Raw genomic sequence first — 17,581 nt, 5'->3', positions numbered from 1 at the left:
CCTTCCCGGTGCCGGGGAGCGGTCGGCCCCCCGGCGGCCGCTGGATCAGGTGGTGTCGAAGGCGTGCGGGGTGTGCAGCCTGCGAAGCTCCTCGCCGCCGCCGAGGTACATGTGCACCCCGCACGGCAGGCACGGGTCGAAGCTCCGCACGGTGCGCATGATGTCGATGCCCTTGAAGTCCGCGGGCGGGTTCTCCTCGAAGATCGGTGTGTTCTGCACCGCGTCCTCGTAGGGTCCCGGCGTGCCGTGCACGTCGCGGACGCTGGCGTTCCAGGGGGTCGGCGGATACGGATGGTAGTTGGCGATCTTCCCGTCCCTGATCACCATGTGGTGGGAGAGCACGCCCCGCACGGCCTCGGTGAAGCCGCAGCTGATCGTCTCGTCGGGAACCGTGAACGGCGCCCAGGTCTGGGTGTGGCCCGCGCGCACCTCGGCCAGGCCCTGCTCGACGAAGTACAGCGCGCACGCCGCCGCGTAGGCCTGGAAGTAGGTGCGGGCCCGGTTGCGCTCCAGGGCGTTGGACAGCGGCTGCCCCTTGTACTCGGGAATCTTCCACTCGAACGTCTTCTCCGGCTTCAGCGCGGTCCGTGGCAGGTTGATCTCCACGCTGTGACCGGTGGACCTGACGTAGCCGATGTCGACCTTGCCGGACAGCGCCGTCGACCAGAGCCTGGCGATGGGCCCGCCGCCGGTGTCGAGCGCGAGCGTGTTGTCCCCGTCGAACCAGCGGGGCGACATGACCCAGCTGTACCTGTCGCTGAAGTCGCGTTTCTGCGGGTGTGGAATGGTGTGCTGGTTCCACGGGTGCCGGATGTCGACCGGGTTGCCCAGCGGGTCGTGGGTGACGAACGGCTGCTGTCCCTGCCAGTCGTCGTAGTAGGAGCTGCCCAGCAGGATCCGGATGCCGAGGTTGATGTCGACCAGGTCGTTGGTGACCAGCCTGCCGTCGACGATCACCCCCGGCGTGACGAACATCTCGCGGCCCCAGTCGCTCATGTTGCGGTAGGTGAAGTCGCAGTGCTCGGGGTTCTGGAAGCTTCCCCAGCACCCCAGCAGCACGCGCCTGCGGCCGACCTCCTCGTAGCCGGGCAGCGCCTGGTAGAAGAAGTCGAACAGGTCGTCGTGCATGGGCACGACCCGCTTCATGAACTCCACGTAGCGCATCAGCCGGGTCAGGTAGTCGGTGAACAACTGCACCGTCGCGACCGTGCCGACCCCGCCGGGATAGAGCGTGGAGGGGTGCACGTGCCTGCCCTCCATGAGGCAGAACATCTCCCGGGTGGTGCGGCTCACCGCCAGCGCCTCGCGGTAGAACTCGCCTTCCAGCGGGTTCAGCGAGCGCATGATGTCGGCGATGGTCCGGTAGCCGTGGTCGCCCGCGTGCGGCGCCTCGGTGCGTTCGGCCATCGCCAGCACGCCGGGGTTGGTCTCGCGGACCATCTTCTCGCAGTAGTCGACCCCCACCAGGTTCTCCTGGTAGATGTTGTGGTCGAACATGTACTCGGCGGCCTCGCCGAGGTTGACGATCCACTCGCCCAGGGCCGGGGGCCGCACCCCGTAGGCCATGTTCTGCGCGTAGACCGAGCAGGTCGCGTGGTTGTCACCGCAGATCCCGCAGATGCGGCTGGTGATGAAGTGGGCGTCGCGCGGGTCCTTGCCCTTCATGAAGATGCTGTAGCCGCGGAAGATCGACGAGGTGCTGTAGCACTCGGCGACCTGCCGGTTCTTGAAATCGATCTTGCAGTAGATGCCGAGGCTCCCGACGATCCTGGTGATGGGGTCCCAGGCCATCTCCACGAGTTCCGGGTTCTGCTCCGATGTCGTCATGTCAGCTCCAGGGCGCCTTGTAGCCGGTCAGCAGCTCGCGCCCCTTGTGGCGCCATTTCGGTTCCTTCTCGACGGTTCTGGAGGTGATGCCGCGCAGCGTCCGGATGACCGTCCCGTACGCGCCGCTCACCGTCGAGGAGATGAGGGCGCCGGGCGGCTCGTCCATGAACGGCATGAACTTGTCGGGGAAGCCCGGCATCGTGCAGGCGATGCAGATGCCTCCCACGTTCGGGCAGCCGCCGATCCCGTTCATCCAGCCGCGCTTGGGGACGTTGCACCGGACGACCGGCCCCCAGCAGCCGATCTTCACCAGGCACTTCGGCGAGCCGTACTCGGTGGCGAACTGGCCCTGCTCGTAGTAGCCGCCGCGGTCACAGCCCTCGTGGACGGTCTGGCCGAACAGCCACGTCGGCCGCAGCGCCTCGTCCAGCGGGATCATCGGTGCCTGTCCGGCGACCTGGTAGAGCAGGTAGAGGAGCGTCTCGGAGAGGTTGTCCGGCTGGATCGGGCAGCCGGGCACGTTGACGATCGGCAGGCCCGCCTTGGACCTCCAGTCCCAGCCCAGGTAGTCGGCGACGCCCATGGCCCCGGTCGGATTCCCGGCCATCGCGTGGATGCCGCCGTACGCCGAGCAGGTGCCCGCGCACACGATCGCGGTCGCCTTGGGCGCGAGCCGGTCCAGCCACTCGCTGGTCGTCATGGGCTGGCCGGTGTCGGGGTTGTTGCCGAAACCGCACCAGTACCCCTCCTGCTTGATCGACTCGTTCGGGATCGAGCCCTCGACGACCAGCACGAACGGATCCAGCTCGCCGCGATCGGCCTTGAAGAACCACTCGATGAAGACGTCCGCGCCCTGCATCGGCCCGGACTCGAAGTCGATCAGAGGCCAGTGCACGGCGACCTTGGGAAGCCCGGGAAGCGCGCCGAGCACGATCTCCTCGATGCTCGGCTGCGTCGCCGCGGTGAGCGCGACGGAGTCGCCGTCGCAGCTCAGCCCGGCGTTGATCCACAGTATGTGGACGGTCGGTTCCTGCTGCTCCGGAGAGCTGCTGCCTGCCGCGTCTGTCGGCGCTGCCATGACGTCTCCCCACTCCTGGTGGATGTCTTCGTGGATCGTGAAGGGAAAGGGGGGAACGCCGGCTCTCAGCCGGGGTCGTGCGCTCGCGGGATCGGCGCCGGTCCGAGCGCGTGCCGGGTGAGCTCCCACAGGACGTGGTAGAGGGTGGTCTGGGCCTCCTGGATCCGGTGCACCGAGGAGGAGGGGACGACGAACAGGTGGGCCAGAACGCCCAGCTCGGACAGTTCGGTCAGCCTGCCGCCCCCTCCGCCGGCCAGCCCGACGGTGAGCATGTCCCGGCGGGCCGCCTCCTCGAACGCCCGGACGACGTTGGCGGAGCCGCCACTCGTGGACAGGCCGACGGCGATGTCCCCCGGCCGGCCGAGCGCCGCGAGCTGCCTGGAGAAGACCACCTCGAACCCGACGTCGTTGGAGAGCGCGGTGACCACGGCGACGTCACCGGTCAGGGAGAGCGCGGGCAGGGCCGGGCCGCGGTGGGGGTGCAGGAAGGCGTCGGCGACCTCCTGGGCGTCGGTGCTGCTCCCGCCGTTGCCGAAGCTGAACAGCCGGCCGCCGGAGGCGAACCTCGCCGCCATCTGCCCGGCGCACGCGGCCAGCTCCGCCGCCGACTCCTCACCCACCCACCGGCGCAGCCGCACGATCTCGCCGGTCTTCTCCACCGCCGACCGCCTGGCCTCGGTCTCCGCCGTGTCCGGGGTCCGGTCCGGGGGCTCGTACTCGTCGAGGAAGGGGTACAGCCCTCGGGTGCCCTCCGCGGGCGTTTCGTCAAGCGTGCTCATCGTCGTCTCCCCGTCCTTCGTTCCCGTGCGCGATCACGGCGATGGCCTCCCTGGCGTGTACGAGGACGGTGTCGCCCACCACCGGGTCGATCAGGGCCACGCTCACCTCTTCGAGGACCCCGCCGGCGTCGACGATCGCCAGCTCCCCCTCCAGCAGCCTGACCACCCTCACCGGCAGTGCCTGGTCGGAGCAGGTGATGCAGACACCGGCGGTACAGTCCTCGGGCCCGTTCACCGGGACGCCCGTCGCCCGGGTGGGCCGAGCCGGTCGAAGAACACATGGACCAGCTCCCACAGCAGGTGGTAAGCGGTGACGTGGACCTCCTTGACCACGGCGGGGTCGTCGGTCGCGGCGACCAGGACATGGTCGGCCACCTCGCCTCCGTGCCCGTCCCCACGGGCTTCGCCGCAGGTCAGGGCGATGGTCAGCAGGCCCAGTTCCCCAGCGGCCCGCAGGCCTCGCGGGACGCTCACGCACCGGTCGTCACGGGAGATTCCCAGGGCCATGTCGGAGGCGTCCGCCCAGTGGCGCACCTGGTGGGCGAAGACCTCGGCGGCGTCCCCGCCGTTCGCACCGTTCCGGCCGGTCATCGCGTCGTTGCTCAGTGCCACCGCCGCGAGCGCCCTCTTGCCGATGATGACCGGGTGCATGAACTCGACCGCGACGTGTGCCGCGTCCGAGCCCGCGCCGCCGTCGCCGAAAACGATCAGCTTGCCGCCGAGATGGAACCTGGCGGCCATGGCCTGGGCGGCACGCGCGATGCGCTCCACGTCTCCCGCCAGGGCGCGCCCGGCGTGCTCCCGTCGTGCGAAGGCCGCGATGACCTCCGCCTCCGTGACCGGGGTGACGGCGGGCGATGCTTGGGTACTCGGTGTGACAGGCATGTCAACGCTCCGTATTTTTCACGGTAGTCGCTACGTTACGATTGGCCGTTTCAGGGCCGACACCCTTGGCTCGACAACCAACGGCAAAGCTCTGATCATCGACGTAACCTTCCCGTCCAGATCATGCGAGCCCCGAGGTCTTCCCGCCGGGCGCGGGAAGGATGGCGGGATGGGCACGGGGCGGGCGCGGGTCCGCGTCAGGATCAGGGTCGAGGGGATCGTGCAGGGGGTGGGCTTCCGTCCCCATGTCCACTCCCTGGCCCGGCGGCTGGAGCTGTCGGGATGGGTGGGCAACGACAGCCACGGTGTTTTCATCGAGGCCGAGGGGGTGCCCGGCGACGTCGCGCGCTTCCAGGAGGACCTGCGAGGTCAGGCCCCGCCGCTGGCGGTGATCCACCGCATGACGGCCACCGCGATACCGGTGCGCGGAGAGCGCGGATTCCGCATCGCGGCCAGCCGGGACGAAGACCAGCGGGTCACTCTTATCTCACCTGATGTCGCGACATGTGATGACTGCCTGGGCGAGCTGTTCGACCCCGCCGACCGGCGATACCGTCACCCCTTCGTCAACTGCACCAACTGCGGGCCGAGATTCACCATCATCCGGGACCTCCCCTACGACCGGCCCGCCACCACAATGGCCGGATTCGCCATGTGCGGGGAGTGCGAGGGGGAGTACCTCGACCCGTCGGACCGCAGGTTCCATGCCCAGCCGATCTGCTGCCCGGCCTGCGGCCCGGTGCTGCGCCTGCTGGACGGCGGCGCTCCGCACGGCGGCGGTGACGACCCGATCGTGGCGGCGGCGGAGGTGCTGCGGGCGGGCGGCGTGCTGGCGGTCAAGGGGCTCGGCGGGTACCACCTGGCGGTCGACGCGGCCAACGAGAAGGCCGCCAGGACCCTCCGTGCTCGCAAGCGCCGCGAGGACAGACCGTTCGCGATCATGGTTCCCGACCTGCGCGCCGCCCACGCGCTCTGCGAACTGGACGAGGAGAGCGAGCGACTGCTCATCGGCCCGCGACGCCCGATCGTGCTGCTGCCCCGCCGCTCCGGTGCCGCGCCGGCCAGAGCCGTGGCACCGGGCGACCGCACCCTCGGCCTCATGCTGCCGTACACGCCGGTCCACCACCTGCTCGCCGCCGAGTTCACCCGGCCGTACGTGCTCACCAGCGGGAACCTCTCCGATGAGCCCATCGCCCACCGCGACGACGACGCGCTCGTCAGGCTCGCCGGGATCGCGGACGCCTTCCTGACCCACGACCGGCCGATTCACATCCGCGCCGACGACTCCGTGGTCCTCGTCGCGCGAGGGCGGGCGCTACCGCTGCGCAGGTCCCGGGGATACGCCCCGGAGCCACTGCGGCTCTCACCGCCCGCCCGGCGGCCCGTGCTCGCCTGCGGCGCCGAGCTGAAGAGCACGTTCTGTCTCGCGAGGCGCGGGTACGCCTTCGTCTCCCAGCACATAGGAGACCTGGAGAACTACGAGACGCTGCGCTCCTTCACCGAGGGGATCGAACACCTCGGGCGCCTGCTCGGCATCACCCCCGGCCTCGTCGCGCACGACCTCCACCCCGAGTACCTGTCCACCAAGTACGCCCTCGATCTGGAGTCGGTGGACCTGACCGGGGTGCAGCACCACCACGCGCACATCGCCTCCTGCCTGGCCGACAACGCCGAGAGCGGCCCGGTCATCGGGGTGGCCTTCGACGGTCTCGGATACGGCACCGACGGCACGATCTGGGGTGGCGAGCTCCTGGTGGCCGACCTTGTCGGCTTCACCCGTGCCGGCCGCCTGGCGCCGGTGCCGATGCCCGGCGGTACCGCGGCCATCAGGCAGCCCTGGCGGATGGCGGCCGCCCACCTGAACGCGGCGTACGGTGCCGCGCTCCCCGAGGACCTGCGGGTCAGGGCCCGCCACGGCACACGCTGGGACGAGGTGCTCGCCGTGGCCAGAGCGGGGACGAACTCCCCGCTCACCTCCAGTGCGGGCCGCCTGTTCGACGCCGTGGCGGCGATCCTCGGGCTCCGCGACACCGCCGGATACGAGGGACAGGCCGCGATCGCCCTGGAGCAGCGGGCCGACCCCGCCGAGGGCGGCGCCTACCCGGCGCGGATCCTCGACGAGGGGTCGCTCGTGACGATCCAGGTGGCGGACCTCGTCCGTGCGGTCGCCGAGGAGACCCGCGCGGGGGTGGTCCCGGCGCTCGTCTCCACCCGCTTCCACAACGGGCTCGCCGCCGTCACCGCCGCGGCGTGCGCCAGGATCCGCGAGAGCACCGGGATCGGCACGGTCGCCCTGTCCGGCGGGGTCTTCCAGAACCGCCTGTTGCTCGACGGCCTCGCGGGCGCCCTCGGGCTCGGCGGCTTCCGGGTCCTGACCCACCGTGCCGTACCCCCCAACGACGGCGGCATCAGCTTCGGCCAGGCCGCCGTGGCGGCGGCGCGCGACGTCCTCGGCCACCCCTGCCCCGGGTCCTGACCAGGGGCGTCGCGGAGGTCAGGGCCGGTATGTCCCGAAGTACCAGAGGTTGCCCTCCGGGTCCTTGCAGGCGTAGTCGCGCGAGCCGTAGTCCTGGTCGGTCAGCTCGCTGGTGACCTCGGCTCCGGCCGCGACGGCCCTGTCGTGGTGGGCGTCGGGGTCGTCCACGGCGATGTAGATCCCCGGGCCGCCGGGCTCGCCCCTACCGGTCATGACCATCCCGGTGCCGACGATCAGTTCACCATGGCCGACGCCCCCGTCGGCTGCCGTGGTGAGCTCATGGATCTCGAATCCGAATGCCTGGACCAGCCAGTCGACGGCCTTGGCGGGGTCATGGTAACGGACCAGCGGATACACGGTTCGCATGCTTCCTCCTCCTGTTCGGTGATCACCACGATGTCACCGGCAGGAGGGGCGGGGCTTGGAAAAATCTGACCTGCTCACCCGGAGGCGCGCGGCGGCGCCGCCAGCTCGCGGGGGGTGACTCCGACCATGGCCCTGAAGTCGCGGTTCATATGGGACTGGTCGTAGTAGCCGCAGACGGCCGCGGTGTCGGCCAAGGACATGCCGGATCTCAGCCGGTCGGTGGCGTGCTCGAAGCGCAGCACCCTGGCCGCGGCCTTCGGCGCCAGCCCGACCTGGTCGTGGAAGCGGGAGACCAGATGCCGGTGGCTCCATCCCAGCTCGGCGGCTATCGAGGCCACGGACACCGCGCCACGGGCGGCGACCAGGCGGCTCCACGCCCAGCCGACGCGGCGGTCGGCGACCGGCGCCTCGTCGATCCGCTCGCTGAGCGTCTCGTCCAGCAGCGCGAGCCGGGCGGCCCGTCCGGAAGCCTGTGCCAACCGCTCGACCGTGGTCGTGGCCCACGGTCCGAGCACCTCCTCCAGCGACACCACCCGGTTGGTCAGCTCCCGCATGGGCACCCCGAGCAGCCGCCTGGCCCCGAGCGGTGTGAGGTTGACCTGCACCCCCTCGGCGGTTCCGGCCGTGGTGGTGTCGACGTAGGTGTCGTGCAGGCCGCCCGCGAACGACGCCAGCCGCCGGTCTCCCCGCGGCCCGCTCAGCGCGAGCGGCGCGCCGAAACCGAAGATCATCACGATGCCGGCGAACGGCGGCTGCCGCCGGGGCACGGGCTCGGCGTGACGCTCGGTGTAGGCCGACAGGTGCGTGACGTACGGCCGAAGGAAGGCACCGGGCTCGCCCGCGACGAAGGTCAGGCCCTCGGTCACCGCTGCGTCGTCCACTCCCCGACCATAACCGCCGCCCACGACAGTCCGGCGTCGCGGCCGTGCTGGGAGAGGGCTCCCCAGGAGGTGCCCTCTCCGCTTCTCAGGAGGTCAGTCCGGTGTGGTAGGCGAGGAAGGTCAGCTGGTCGGCGGCGAGCTCGATGGTCTTGCTCACCGAACGGGCCCCGTGGCCGGCCTCGATCTCGTTGCGGAGCAGGATCGGCCGGTCACAGGCCTGGGCGTGCTGCAGGGCCGCGCACATCTTCCAGGCGTGCAGCGGATGGACCCGGGTGTCGGACTGGAAGACCGTGAACAACGTCGCCGGGTAGCACTCCCCCTCGCGCACGTGATGGTAGGGAGAGTAGGAGTGCAGCCAGGCGAACTCGTCGGGCTTCTCGGCAGAGCCGTACTCGACGTTCCAGGTCGCGCCCAGGCCGAACAGCTCGTAGCGGATCATGTCGAGCAGCGGCGCCGAGCAGACCACCGCGGCGTACAGCTCCGGGCGCTGGGTCAGGGCCGCACCGACCAGGAGGCCGCCGTTCGAGCCGCCGGAGATGGCCAGTTGCGAGGACGTGGTCACGCCGGTGGCGATCAGGTACTCGGCCGCCGCGTGCAGGTCGTCGAAGACGTTCTGCTTGTGGGAGAGCATCCCGGCCCGGTGCCACTCCTCGCCCTGCTCGCCGCCGCCGCGCAGCTGGGCGATGGCGTACGTGCCGCCCGCCTCGACCCAGCTCAGGATGGACGCCGAGTAGCCGGGGGTCATCGAGAGCCCGAAACCGCCGTAGCCGTACAGGACCGTGGGGCGCGGGCCCTCGGCGCCGGGGCGGGAGATCACCAGCATGTGGACCTCGCTGCCGTCGGCGGAGCGGTAGGTCACCTGCTCGGTGTCGACGGCGGGCACCTCGACGGCGCCGGGGGAGGCGGCCCAGAGCGTCGTCTCGCCGGTGCGGGCGTCGTAGCGCTGGATGCTCGGCGGAGTGGTGTTGTCGGTGTAGCCGAACCACGCCTCGTGGCCGCCCTCCGGGCGCTCGCTGATGCCGCCGATGGTGCCCAGGCCCGGCGTCGGCACATCTCCGACGCGCTCGCCGGTGGCCAGGTCGTGTACCGAGATCTCGCTGATCGCGTGACGGGTCCAGCCGGCGAGCATGACCGGCCGGTCGAGGTCGTCGAGGATCGCGAAGTCCGTCAGCACGGCCTCGGGGTCCTGCGGGATGAGGTCACGCCAGCTCTCGAACCGAGGGTCGGACGGGTCGGTCACGCAGACACGGGCGCGCGGGGCGTCGCGGTCCGTGAAGACGTACAGGCGGCCGTCGCGGCCGAAGTGCAGGGCCGTCTGGGCGTCGACGTCCTGCTGGACGACGACCAGGTCCGGGGAGGAGGGAGAGGAGGCCTCCAGGTCGGCCACCCACAGGTCGTTGCGCGGCGCGGTGCCGCGGGAGGCGGAGATCTGCAGCCAGCGGCCGTCGCGGGAGACCGCCACGCCGTAGTAGTTGGTCTTCTCCAGGCCCTCACCGAAGATCAGGACATCCTCCTCGGTGGAGGTGCCGACCCTGTGCAGGTAGACCCGGCGGTGGTACTGCTCCTCCCCCTCGGGCACCTCGGTGGCGGGCAGTCTGCGCACGTAGTAGAAAGCCTCGCCGCCGGGCAGCCACGCCACGGGGGAGTAGCGGCAGCGGTCGATCGGTCCCTCGATGCGGTCGCCGAACGCGACGTCCATCAGGTAGAGGCTCGACTCCTCGTCGCCGCCCACCGAGACCTGGTAGGCGAGCAGGCGGCCCTCCTTGTCGGGCTGCCAGGAGTCGAGGGTGGTCAGCCCGGTCGGGTCGAGCGCCATCGGGTCGAGCAGTGCCCGCTCGGTGCCGCCGGGATCGACGGTGTAGAGCACGGCGTGCTCCTGCCCCGGGGTGCGCCTCATGAAGAACTGCCGCTCCCCGCGCCACGTCGGCGCGCTGACCGAACCGGACCTGAGCAACTCCGTGATCCGCGCCTTGAAACCCTCGCGTCCGGGAAGGATGTCCAGCTCGGTCTCCAGCAGCCTCTCCTGCCCCACCAGCCAGTCCTTCGTCGCCGGATCATCCGAATCCTCCAGCCAGCGGTAGGGGTCGGAAACAGGCACCCCGTGGAGCTCCTCGACGAGCTCAACACGGCTGGCTGGAGGATATGGCTGTCGCGTCATGGCAGGAACCCTACGACCTAGGCAGGGCAGAACGCGGGCATTGCGCGACGAGCGTATCTGATCTGCGGCAGGAGGAGTTAAGAACTGGTAATGCGGGCATAAAACGTATCAGGTTTCTCTCCAGTCATTTATGGGTGGCGGGAACCATGACGCAGAAGCCAAACTTGGTGAAGGACGGTGCCGTGGTGAGCATCCGCTGGGCCGTCCGGCGGAGGTCCTCGTGACGGAAGCACCCGGGCCCCAGGAGGGGCCGCCAGCCGGGGCACGCGGTGGCGTGCCCCCTCAACTGACACGTCCTGCGGCGGGAGAGGCCCGCTGATGCGCCAGGTCCTGCTCTTGAACGCCACCTACGAACCCCTGACCACCCTGTCCCTGCACCGGGCCGTTGTGCTCGTGCTCAGGGAGAAGGCGGACGTCGTGCACCGCGACGGGCGGGGCGCCGTGTTCCGCTCGGCGAGTCGCACGCTCGACGTTCCTTCGGTGATCAGGCTTCGAAGATATGTCCGGATTCCCTACCGGTCGCGGATTCCGCTGACCCGAACCGCGTTGATGCGCCGGGACGACTACCGATGCGCCTACTGCGGCCAGCGGGCCGAGACCATCGACCATGTCATCCCGCGCTCGCGAGGCGGCCCCCACACCTGGGAGAACTGCGTCGCGTCGTGCACGACGTGCAACCACCGCAAGGCCGATCGCATGCTGGAGGAACTGGGGTGGACGCTCAGCGTCGCCCCGGTGGTGCCACGCGGCGTCCACTGGCGGTTGATCGGCGCGCACATCGTCGGCGACCCCCAGTGGGCGCCCTACCTCGCGGAGAGCGCGGCCTGAGAACGGCGCCGCCATGATCGCGCCGCACGGCGCGATCATGGCGGCATGCCCGTTGGCGCCGGTGACCCCCGATAGGCACAATCATGGTCATGACATGGACCTTCACCTCTGACATCGAGGTGTACGCGGAGATGGCGGAGCCGTGGCTGCTGCGGGATCCGGTCCGCAACACCGTCCCGCTCACGGTCCTGCGCGCCGTACGGAGCGGTCTGTGGGGCGATGACGTGCTGCTGGGTAGCCTGGAGCGCGACGGCCGGATCGTGGCGACCGCGATCCAGACGCCTCCGCACGCCCTTCTACTCCCCGACATCCCCGCCGACACCGTGCTCGACCTCGCCACCGACCTGATCGAGAAGGAGAGGGCGATCCCCGGCGTGGCCGGGCCGCTCCCGCTGGCCGAGGCGTTCGCCGCCTCCTGGTGGCGGCCCGAGGCCAGGCGTCGCGCGGAACGTCTCTACCGGCTTGACGCGCTGGTCGGCCCGGCCCCCGCTCCGCAAGGGGCCTCGCGGGTGGCCGCCGCCGACGACCTCGACCTCCTGGTCCGGTGGGGCGAGGAGTTCCAGGCCGAGGCCGAGGCCGTCGGCCCCGTCGACCTGACCCCGCTGGTGGCCAGCCGGATCGCCAGGCGGGAACTGGTCGTGTGGGAGGCGGGCGGGCGGCCCGTCGCGTTCGCCGGGGCCTCCTCGCCCATCGGCGGAATGTCTCGGATCGGACCCGTCTACACGCCCGCGGAGTTTCGCCGCAAGGGCTACGGCACCGCGCTCTCGCACGCCGTGAGCGCCAAGGTGCTCACCGAGGGCGCCGAGGAGGTGCTGCTCTTCACGGACCTGTCCAATCCCACGTCCAACTCGATCTACCGGGCGATCGGCTACCGGCCGGTGGCCGACTACGCCTCCATCACCTTCGCCTGACTTTTCTCGGTGTGCGTTTCCCGCCTGCCCGGGGAGGCCTCGCGCGAGGAGACAGGACGTCGGCGGCACGGGTGTTCGGCGAGCGAGCCGGGTAACCTTGGGGTCATGCCCCGATACGACTTTCGCTGCCGCGCCTGCGGGTCCACCTTTGAGATCTCCCGTCCGATGGCACGCTCCGGTGAGCCGGCGCTCTGCCCCGACGGCCACGACGACACGGTCAAACTGCTGTCCACCGTCGCGGTGACCGGCGGCTCCGCGAGTTCTCCGGCCGCGCCCCAGCCCTCCGGCGGCGGTGGCGGGTGTTGCGGCGGTGGCTGCTGCGGCTGACCAGATCGGGAGTCCGCCATCCCGGCCCGGACCGGCCCGGGATGGCGAACTCGCGATGACCTGACCGCGACCGGCTATGCGGCGCGCTTGCCCTGGAAGGGCAGGAATCCCTCGGCGCGGTGCGGGCGGGCCGGCATGAAGGTGGGTTCGGTGGCGACGATCCGGTCGAACCGGAACGCCCGGATCCCGTGGCGCATGCGGCACATGCCGACGAGATACCAGTATTCGCGGTGGACCATGCACGTCACCGGGTCGACGTCACGGACTGTGATCCGCCCGGAGACGTCACGGTAGTGGAGGCGGATGACGAGGCCTGAGGTGATGGCGTTGGCGATCGTCCGGGCACGGTCGGCGATCGGGGCGGGCATCGGCTCGGTGAGGGTCGTCAGGGTGGTGGCGACGACGTCGTCGTCGATCTCCATCTGCTCGAACGCATGACGCAGGCCGCTGCGGGCGGCGTTGGCCTGCGGGCCCGACCCCAGATGCGCCATCGACAGGGCGAGGGCGGCGATCTCGGCGGCCGTCAGCGGGGTGGTGAGCTTCATGACGCTGGTCATACCCAAATAATACTTCCGAGCACTGACATTTTTTCGAACTTCCTATCGGGTAAGGCATCTCTGTCCGATAGGAAGCCCAGGTCAGCGTGACAGCTGTGACAGGTCGCGCGAGGCGCCGGTGGAGGCGGAGGTGGTAAGCGCGGCGTACGCCTGCAGCGCGGCGCTCACCGTGCGCTGGCGCATCCGCGGCCGGTAGCCGCCCAGGTCGGTCAGGAGCTTCTCCCGGCGGGCGGCCAGTTCCTCCTCGGAGACCTTCAGCTCGATCGAGCGGCCGGGGATGTCGATCGTGACGAGGTCGCCGTCCTCGACGAGCGCGATGGTGCCGCCCTCGGCCGCCTCGGGGGAGGCGTGACCGATGGACAGCCCGCTCGTGCCGCCGGAGAAGCGGCCGTCGGTGATCAGCGCGCAGTCCTTGCCCAGCCCCTTGCCCTTGAGGAACGAGGTGGGGTACAGCATCTCCTGCATGCCGGGCCCGCCCTTCGGCCCCTCGTAGCGGATCACCACGACGTCGCCGGCCTTGACCTTGTTGTTGAGGATGCCCTCGACCGCGTCGTCCTGCGACTCGAAGACCACCGCGGGGCCCTCGAACCTCCAGATCGACTCGTCGACCCCGGCGGTCTTGACGATGCAGCCCTCGGTGGCGATGTTGCCGTAGAGGACGGCCAGGCCGCCGTCGCGGGTGTAGGCGTGCTCGATGTCGCGCACGCAGCCCTCGGACCGGTCGAGGTCCAGTTCCTCCCAGCGGGCGCCCTGGGAGAAGGGCTTCACGGTGCGGACGTTGCCGGGGCCCGCGTGCCACAGTTCAAGGGCCTCGGGCAGCGCGCGCGGCGACTGCGGGTCCCAGGCGTCGAGGTAGTCGCCCAGAGTGCCGCCGTTGACCGTGTAGGCGTCGCGGTGGAGCAGACCGCCCCGGTCGAGCTCGCCCAGGATCGCCGGGATGCCGCCGGCGCGGTGGACGTCCTCGACGTGGTACTTCGCGGTGGCGGGGGCGACCTTGCACAGGCAGGGCACCCGCAGCGAGATCTCGTTGATCTCCTTCAGCCCGAAGTCGACCTGGGCCTCGCGGGCCGCGGCGAGGATGTGCAGGATCGTGTTGGTCGACCCGCCCATCGCCACGTCCAGTGTCATGGCGTTCTCGAACGCGTCCTTGGTCGCGATGGCGCGCGGCAGGACCGTCTCGTCGTCCTGCTCGTAGTAGCGGCGGGTGATCTCCACGAGCTGGCGTCCGGCGTCCTCGAACAGCTTCCTGCGCGCCTTGTGCGTGGCCAGGATCGTGCCGTTGCCAGGGAGCGCGAGGCCGATGGCCTCGGCGAGGCAGTTCATCGAGTTGGCGGTGAACATGCCGCTGCACGAGCCGCAGGTCGGGCAGGCGTTCTCCTCCATCTCCAGCAACTCGGCGTCGGAGACGGAGTCGTCGGCCGCGGCGATCATCGGGTCGATCAGGTCGAGCTTCCCGTTGGGGGTCTTGCCGGCCTCCATCGGACCGCCGGAGACGAAGACCGTGGGGATGTTCAGCCGGAAGGCGGCGAGCAGCATGCCCGGAGTGATCTTGTCGCAGTTGGAGATGCAGATCAGCGCGTCGGCACAGTGCGCGTTGACCATGTACTCGACCGCGTCCGCGATCAGTTCGCGGCTGGGCAGCGAGTACAGCATGCCGCCGTGACCCATCGCGATGCCGTCGTCGACCGCGATCGTGTTGAACTCGCGCGGGATCGCCCCGGCCTCGCGGATCGCACCGGCCACCACGTCGCCGACCTCGCGCAGGTGGACGTGCCCGGGGACGAACTGGGTGAAGCTGTTGGCCACGGCGATGATCGGTTTCCCGAAGTCCTCGCCGGCTACGCCCGTCGCCCGGAGGAGGGCCCGGGCCCCGGCCATGTTCCTGCCGTGAGTGACCGTACGAGACCTGAGGGCGGGCATGAGGCTTCTCCCATCATCGAAACCGTGGTCTATGAATGGTACGGCCATCGCTCAGCGAGTGAGACGACTGCCCATGCCATGAGACATCGGGTTCGTGACCACAGGTTCCGCGAAAATCGTCGCTTCGCGAACCCCGTGTGGGAGAGCCGGCGAGGACGACCGAGGTCAGTTCTCCGGGTAGCGCGCGGGCAGGACCTGCTCGGCGACCTCGTAGATCCTGTCGATCTCGGTGTCGGTGAGTGAGCGTTCCCGCTTGGTGATCCATTTACGGACACGACTGCCGTCGAATACGTCGACCTCGCGGACGTTGAGGACCTTCCAGGGGATGGCCGGGCCGTAGATCGCCAGGGACGGCACGATCGCGACCTCACGACCGAGCTCCGCACCGATCAGCTCGGCGGCCTGGGACGCCTCCCAGCGCGCCTCGTCAAGACGGGGCTTCTGGTTGAACGGGCCGTGGAACAGCTTGCGGTGCGACTGGACGCGGACGGGCAGGCGCTTGTCCCACTTCTCGGAGTCGACCGCGTAGACACCGGTGGGACCCACGACCAGGTGGTCGATCTGGGCCTCGCTGCCGGGGATCGCGCGGGCGTGCAGGGTGCGGTAGCCCCCGCGCTCCAGCCGTTTCAACTGCATCTCCGTCCGTCGTTCCGCGACAGAGGAGCGCCGCCAGGCGGGCACCGACGAGTTGGAACGGGCGTGAAGCACCGTGTCGACGATCGCGGCCACCACGGCGGCGGTGAAGCCCAGCTGCCAGCTGGCCAGCAGGACGGCTGCGAGCACGCCCACGCCGACCGCGACGAGAACGCGTCGGCGCAGGTGGCGGTACTTGGGGTGATCGAGCAGGCTGCGCAGCGCGGCGCGCTCGACGGGTGCGTACGTAGACGCTGGTGCGGCGGGTCGAGACGTCGGCCGGTCCTCGGCCTGTCGGTCACTGACCCAAATCGGTGACGTAGTGTTACCGTCTTCTGGTACCTGACCGGAATCCACGTAACTCACGGTAGCTGACATCCTCGGGGGGTGCCTAGTATTGCGTATCTCATACTTTTGTGACCGACGTCACCCGCTTGGCGCTGCTATGAACCGGGTATCTACGGGCTTCCACTCTGGATAACCGCGCGCTCTGCGCCTACTGTGCGGGGCGTGGCTCACATTCACGATCTTAACGCTCTGGAGCAGGCGGCAGCCGTGCGGCGCAGGGAGGTCTCGCCCGTCGAGATCACCGAGCACTACCTCGACCGGATCGCCCGCCTGGACCCCCAGATCGGCGCGTACGTAACCGTGACCCCCGAACTCGCCCTGGAACAGGCGCACAAGGTCGAGGCGAGGGTGCTCGCCGGAGACGACCCCTCGCCCCTGGCCGGGGTGCCGATCCCGATCAAGGACCTCAACCTCGTCAAGGGCGTGCCGATCCACTTCGGCTCGGCCACCTACGAGGACTTCGTCGCGCCGGTGGACGACAGCGTGGTCGAGCGGCTCAGGAATGCTGGGACGATCATGCTCGGCAAGACCGCGACGCCCGAGTTCGGGCTGCCCTGCTACACCGAGACCTCCCTCTCGGCGCCCAGCCGCACCCCGTGGGACCTCTCCCGGTCGGCCGGCGGGTCCAGCGGAGGTGCGGCGGCGGCGGTCGCCGCGGGCCTGGCTCCCGCCGCGCAGGGCAGCGACGGCGCCGGGTCGATCCGCATCCCCGCCTCGGTCTGCGGGCTGTTCGGTATCAAGCCCTCCCGGGGCAGGATCAGCTTCGCACCGATAGTTCCCGACCTGGCCGGCCTGTCGACCAACGGCCCGATCACCAGAACCGTCGCCGACGCCGCCGCGCTGCTCGACGTGATGGCCCACCACAACCCCGGCGATCTCTATCACGCGCCACCGCCGGAACTCGGCTCCTTCCAGGCGTACGTGGGTCGCGACCCCGGTCGCCTGCGGATCGCCCGCTACGCCGAGCCGCTGGTCCCCGGCGTCGTCGTGGACCCCGAGGTGCTCGCCGCCTACGAGCACGCCTCGGCGGAGCTGACGGCGCTCGGACACGAGGTGGTCGACATCGCCCCGCCGTTCGGGCCGGACATGGTGCCGCAGTTCGTGACGCTCTGGTACGCGTTCTCGTGCATGCACCCGGTCGATCTGACCAAGCAGGACAGGCTCCGGCCGCTGACCGCCTGGCTGCGCGAGCGCGGCTTCGCCACCCCGGCCCCCGACTTCCTGCAGGCCCAGTCGGCGCTGCAGCTCGCCACCCGGTTCGGCCTGCTGGCGACCGACCCCTACGACGCGGTGCTCACCCCGACCGTGACGCAACCGCCCAGGCCCGTGGGCTGGTTCGAGGACGTCGAGGGCCCCGAGGAGACCTTCGAGCGGATGAAGCGGTTCGCCGCCTTCCCCGCCATCTACAACGTCAGCGGCCAGCCCGCGGTCAACCTGCCGCTGCACTGGAGCGCGGACGGCCTCCCGATCGGCGTGATGCTGGCCGGCAGGTTCGGCGACGAGGGCACCCTGATCTCCGTGTCGTCGCAGATCGAGGCCGCTCGCGGGGGTTTCTGGGGTGAGCGCAGGCCAACCACCTGGTAGTCCTCGACGGGCCGCCGACCTGG

The 17,581-nt window shown here is 70.1% G+C and carries 16 protein-coding genes; 5 read left to right on the top strand and 11 right to left on the bottom strand.

Annotated elements, in window-relative coordinates; genetic code table 11:
* Positions 1–45 precede the first annotated feature (45 nt).
* The 5 genes from IG98_RS0126915 to IG98_RS0126895 all read right to left on the bottom strand — a co-directional run bounded on the left by IG98_RS0126915 (position 46) and on the right by IG98_RS0126895 (position 4,569).
* Positions 46–1,827: a nickel-dependent hydrogenase large subunit gene (locus tag IG98_RS0126915; protein ID WP_030917873.1), complete on the bottom strand. Its 1,782-nt coding sequence runs from the start codon at positions 1,825–1,827 to the stop codon at positions 46–48.
* A 1-nt stretch (position 1,828) separates the two neighbouring features.
* The gene (locus IG98_RS0126910) at positions 1,829–2,905 is read right to left on the bottom strand and encodes an NADH-quinone oxidoreductase subunit B family protein (RefSeq protein ID WP_030917871.1); all 1,077 of its coding nucleotides are present in this window, start codon (positions 2,903–2,905) and stop codon (positions 1,829–1,831) included.
* Between the two features lie 65 nt (positions 2,906–2,970).
* Positions 2,971–3,684, bottom strand: a complete 714-nt coding sequence (locus tag IG98_RS0126905) for a D-sedoheptulose-7-phosphate isomerase (RefSeq protein ID WP_030917870.1) — start codon at positions 3,682–3,684, stop codon at positions 2,971–2,973.
* A complete protein-coding gene (locus IG98_RS0126900) occupies positions 3,671–3,919 on the bottom strand; it encodes a HypC/HybG/HupF family hydrogenase formation chaperone (RefSeq protein ID WP_030917862.1) in 249 nt (82 codons plus the stop codon). Before IG98_RS0126900 ends, IG98_RS0126905 begins: the two co-directional genes overlap by 14 nt.
* Positions 3,916–4,569, bottom strand: coding sequence for a D-sedoheptulose-7-phosphate isomerase (locus tag IG98_RS0126895; RefSeq protein ID WP_030917859.1), 654 nt, complete (start codon positions 4,567–4,569; stop codon positions 3,916–3,918). The genes IG98_RS0126900 and IG98_RS0126895 overlap by 4 nt, the downstream gene beginning before the upstream one ends.
* Positions 4,570–4,738: 169 nt before the next feature.
* Between IG98_RS0126895 and hypF the strand changes: the two genes are divergently transcribed.
* Positions 4,739–7,045 carry a carbamoyltransferase HypF gene (gene hypF, locus IG98_RS0126890; protein WP_030917856.1) on the top strand — a complete coding sequence of 769 codons (2,307 nt, stop codon included), beginning with the start codon at positions 4,739–4,741 and terminating at the stop codon, positions 7,043–7,045.
* 18 nt (positions 7,046–7,063) lie between these two features.
* Here hypF and IG98_RS0126885 read toward each other — a convergent pair whose 3' ends face one another.
* The 3 genes from IG98_RS0126885 to IG98_RS0126875 all read right to left on the bottom strand — a co-directional run bounded on the left by IG98_RS0126885 (position 7,064) and on the right by IG98_RS0126875 (position 10,450).
* Positions 7,064–7,411: a VOC family protein gene (locus IG98_RS0126885; RefSeq protein ID WP_030917853.1), complete on the bottom strand. Its 348-nt coding sequence runs from the start codon at positions 7,409–7,411 to the stop codon at positions 7,064–7,066.
* 74 nt (positions 7,412–7,485) lie between these two features.
* A complete protein-coding gene (locus IG98_RS0126880) occupies positions 7,486–8,292 on the bottom strand; it encodes a helix-turn-helix domain-containing protein (RefSeq protein WP_051752970.1) in 807 nt (268 codons plus the stop codon).
* An 85-nt stretch (positions 8,293–8,377) separates the two neighbouring features.
* A complete protein-coding gene (locus tag IG98_RS0126875) occupies positions 8,378–10,450 on the bottom strand; it encodes a prolyl oligopeptidase family serine peptidase (protein WP_030917851.1) in 2,073 nt (690 codons plus the stop codon).
* Between the two features lie 318 nt (positions 10,451–10,768).
* On the opposite strand from IG98_RS0126875, the gene IG98_RS0126865 reads away from it, so the two are divergent.
* The 3 genes from IG98_RS0126865 (at position 10,769) to IG98_RS0126855 (ending at position 12,516) form a co-directional block, all read left to right on the top strand.
* Complete coding sequence (locus IG98_RS0126865; protein WP_030917850.1) at positions 10,769–11,278, top strand: HNH endonuclease; 510 nt, start codon at positions 10,769–10,771, stop codon at positions 11,276–11,278.
* A gap of 89 nt (positions 11,279–11,367) precedes the next feature.
* Positions 11,368–12,189: a GNAT family N-acetyltransferase gene (locus tag IG98_RS0126860; protein ID WP_030917849.1), complete on the top strand. Its 822-nt coding sequence runs from the start codon at positions 11,368–11,370 to the stop codon at positions 12,187–12,189.
* Positions 12,190–12,294: 105 nt separating this feature from the next.
* Positions 12,295–12,516: an FmdB family zinc ribbon protein gene (locus IG98_RS0126855; RefSeq protein ID WP_030917848.1), complete on the top strand. Its 222-nt coding sequence runs from the start codon at positions 12,295–12,297 to the stop codon at positions 12,514–12,516.
* A 74-nt stretch (positions 12,517–12,590) separates the two neighbouring features.
* On the opposite strand, the gene IG98_RS0126850 is transcribed toward IG98_RS0126855, so the two are convergent.
* From IG98_RS0126850 to IG98_RS0126840, 3 genes are all read right to left on the bottom strand, one after another.
* Positions 12,591–13,073, bottom strand: coding sequence for a helix-turn-helix transcriptional regulator (locus IG98_RS0126850; protein ID WP_084195673.1), 483 nt, complete (start codon positions 13,071–13,073; stop codon positions 12,591–12,593).
* 81 nt (positions 13,074–13,154) lie between these two features.
* Positions 13,155–14,993, bottom strand: a complete 1,839-nt coding sequence (ilvD, locus tag IG98_RS0126845) for a dihydroxy-acid dehydratase (RefSeq protein WP_030917846.1) — start codon at positions 14,991–14,993, stop codon at positions 13,155–13,157.
* Between the two features lie 165 nt (positions 14,994–15,158).
* Positions 15,159–15,983 (bottom strand): nuclease-related domain-containing protein, encoded by an 825-nt coding sequence (locus IG98_RS0126840; protein ID WP_245651730.1) that lies wholly within the window; start codon positions 15,981–15,983, stop codon positions 15,159–15,161.
* Between the two features lie 153 nt (positions 15,984–16,136).
* On the opposite strand from IG98_RS0126840, the gene IG98_RS0126835 reads away from it, so the two are divergent.
* On the top strand, positions 16,137–17,558 hold the full coding sequence (locus IG98_RS0126835) for an amidase (RefSeq protein ID WP_030917843.1): 1,422 nt from the start codon (positions 16,137–16,139) through the stop codon (positions 17,556–17,558).
* Positions 17,559–17,581 lie beyond the last annotated feature (23 nt).

Origin of the sequence: Streptosporangium amethystogenes, assembly GCF_000721075.1 — a bacterium.
Taxonomy (GTDB): Bacteria; Actinomycetota; Actinomycetes; order Streptosporangiales; family Streptosporangiaceae; genus Streptosporangium; species Streptosporangium amethystogenes.
This window is presented reverse-complemented; position numbering and strand designations above follow the sequence as displayed.

What these genes read in the sequence shown, in the direction of transcription:
- IG98_RS0126860 (WP_030917849.1), top strand. Translation starts at nt 11,368, where the DNA reads ATGACATGGACCTTCACCTCTGACATCGAGGTGTACGCGGAGATGGCG.
- IG98_RS0126865 (WP_030917850.1), top strand. Translation starts at nt 10,769, where the DNA reads ATGCGCCAGGTCCTGCTCTTGAACGCCACCTACGAACCCCTGACCACC.
- IG98_RS0126850 (WP_084195673.1), bottom strand. Translation starts at nt 13,073, where the DNA reads ATGACCAGCGTCATGAAGCTCACCACCCCGCTGACGGCCGCCGAGATC.
- IG98_RS0126915 (WP_030917873.1), bottom strand. Translation starts at nt 1,827, where the DNA reads ATGACGACATCGGAGCAGAACCCGGAACTCGTGGAGATGGCCTGGGAC.
- IG98_RS0126905 (WP_030917870.1), bottom strand. Translation starts at nt 3,684, where the DNA reads ATGAGCACGCTTGACGAAACGCCCGCGGAGGGCACCCGAGGGCTGTAC.
- IG98_RS0126885 (WP_030917853.1), bottom strand. Translation starts at nt 7,411, where the DNA reads ATGCGAACCGTGTATCCGCTGGTCCGTTACCATGACCCCGCCAAGGCC.
- hypF (WP_030917856.1), top strand. Translation starts at nt 4,739, where the DNA reads ATGGGCACGGGGCGGGCGCGGGTCCGCGTCAGGATCAGGGTCGAGGGG.
- IG98_RS0126875 (WP_030917851.1), bottom strand. Translation starts at nt 10,450, where the DNA reads ATGACGCGACAGCCATATCCTCCAGCCAGCCGTGTTGAGCTCGTCGAG.
- IG98_RS0126895 (WP_030917859.1), bottom strand. Translation starts at nt 4,569, where the DNA reads ATGCCTGTCACACCGAGTACCCAAGCATCGCCCGCCGTCACCCCGGTC.
- ilvD (WP_030917846.1), bottom strand. Translation starts at nt 14,993, where the DNA reads ATGCCCGCCCTCAGGTCTCGTACGGTCACTCACGGCAGGAACATGGCC.
- IG98_RS0126855 (WP_030917848.1), top strand. Translation starts at nt 12,295, where the DNA reads ATGCCCCGATACGACTTTCGCTGCCGCGCCTGCGGGTCCACCTTTGAG.
- IG98_RS0126910 (WP_030917871.1), bottom strand. Translation starts at nt 2,905, where the DNA reads ATGGCAGCGCCGACAGACGCGGCAGGCAGCAGCTCTCCGGAGCAGCAG.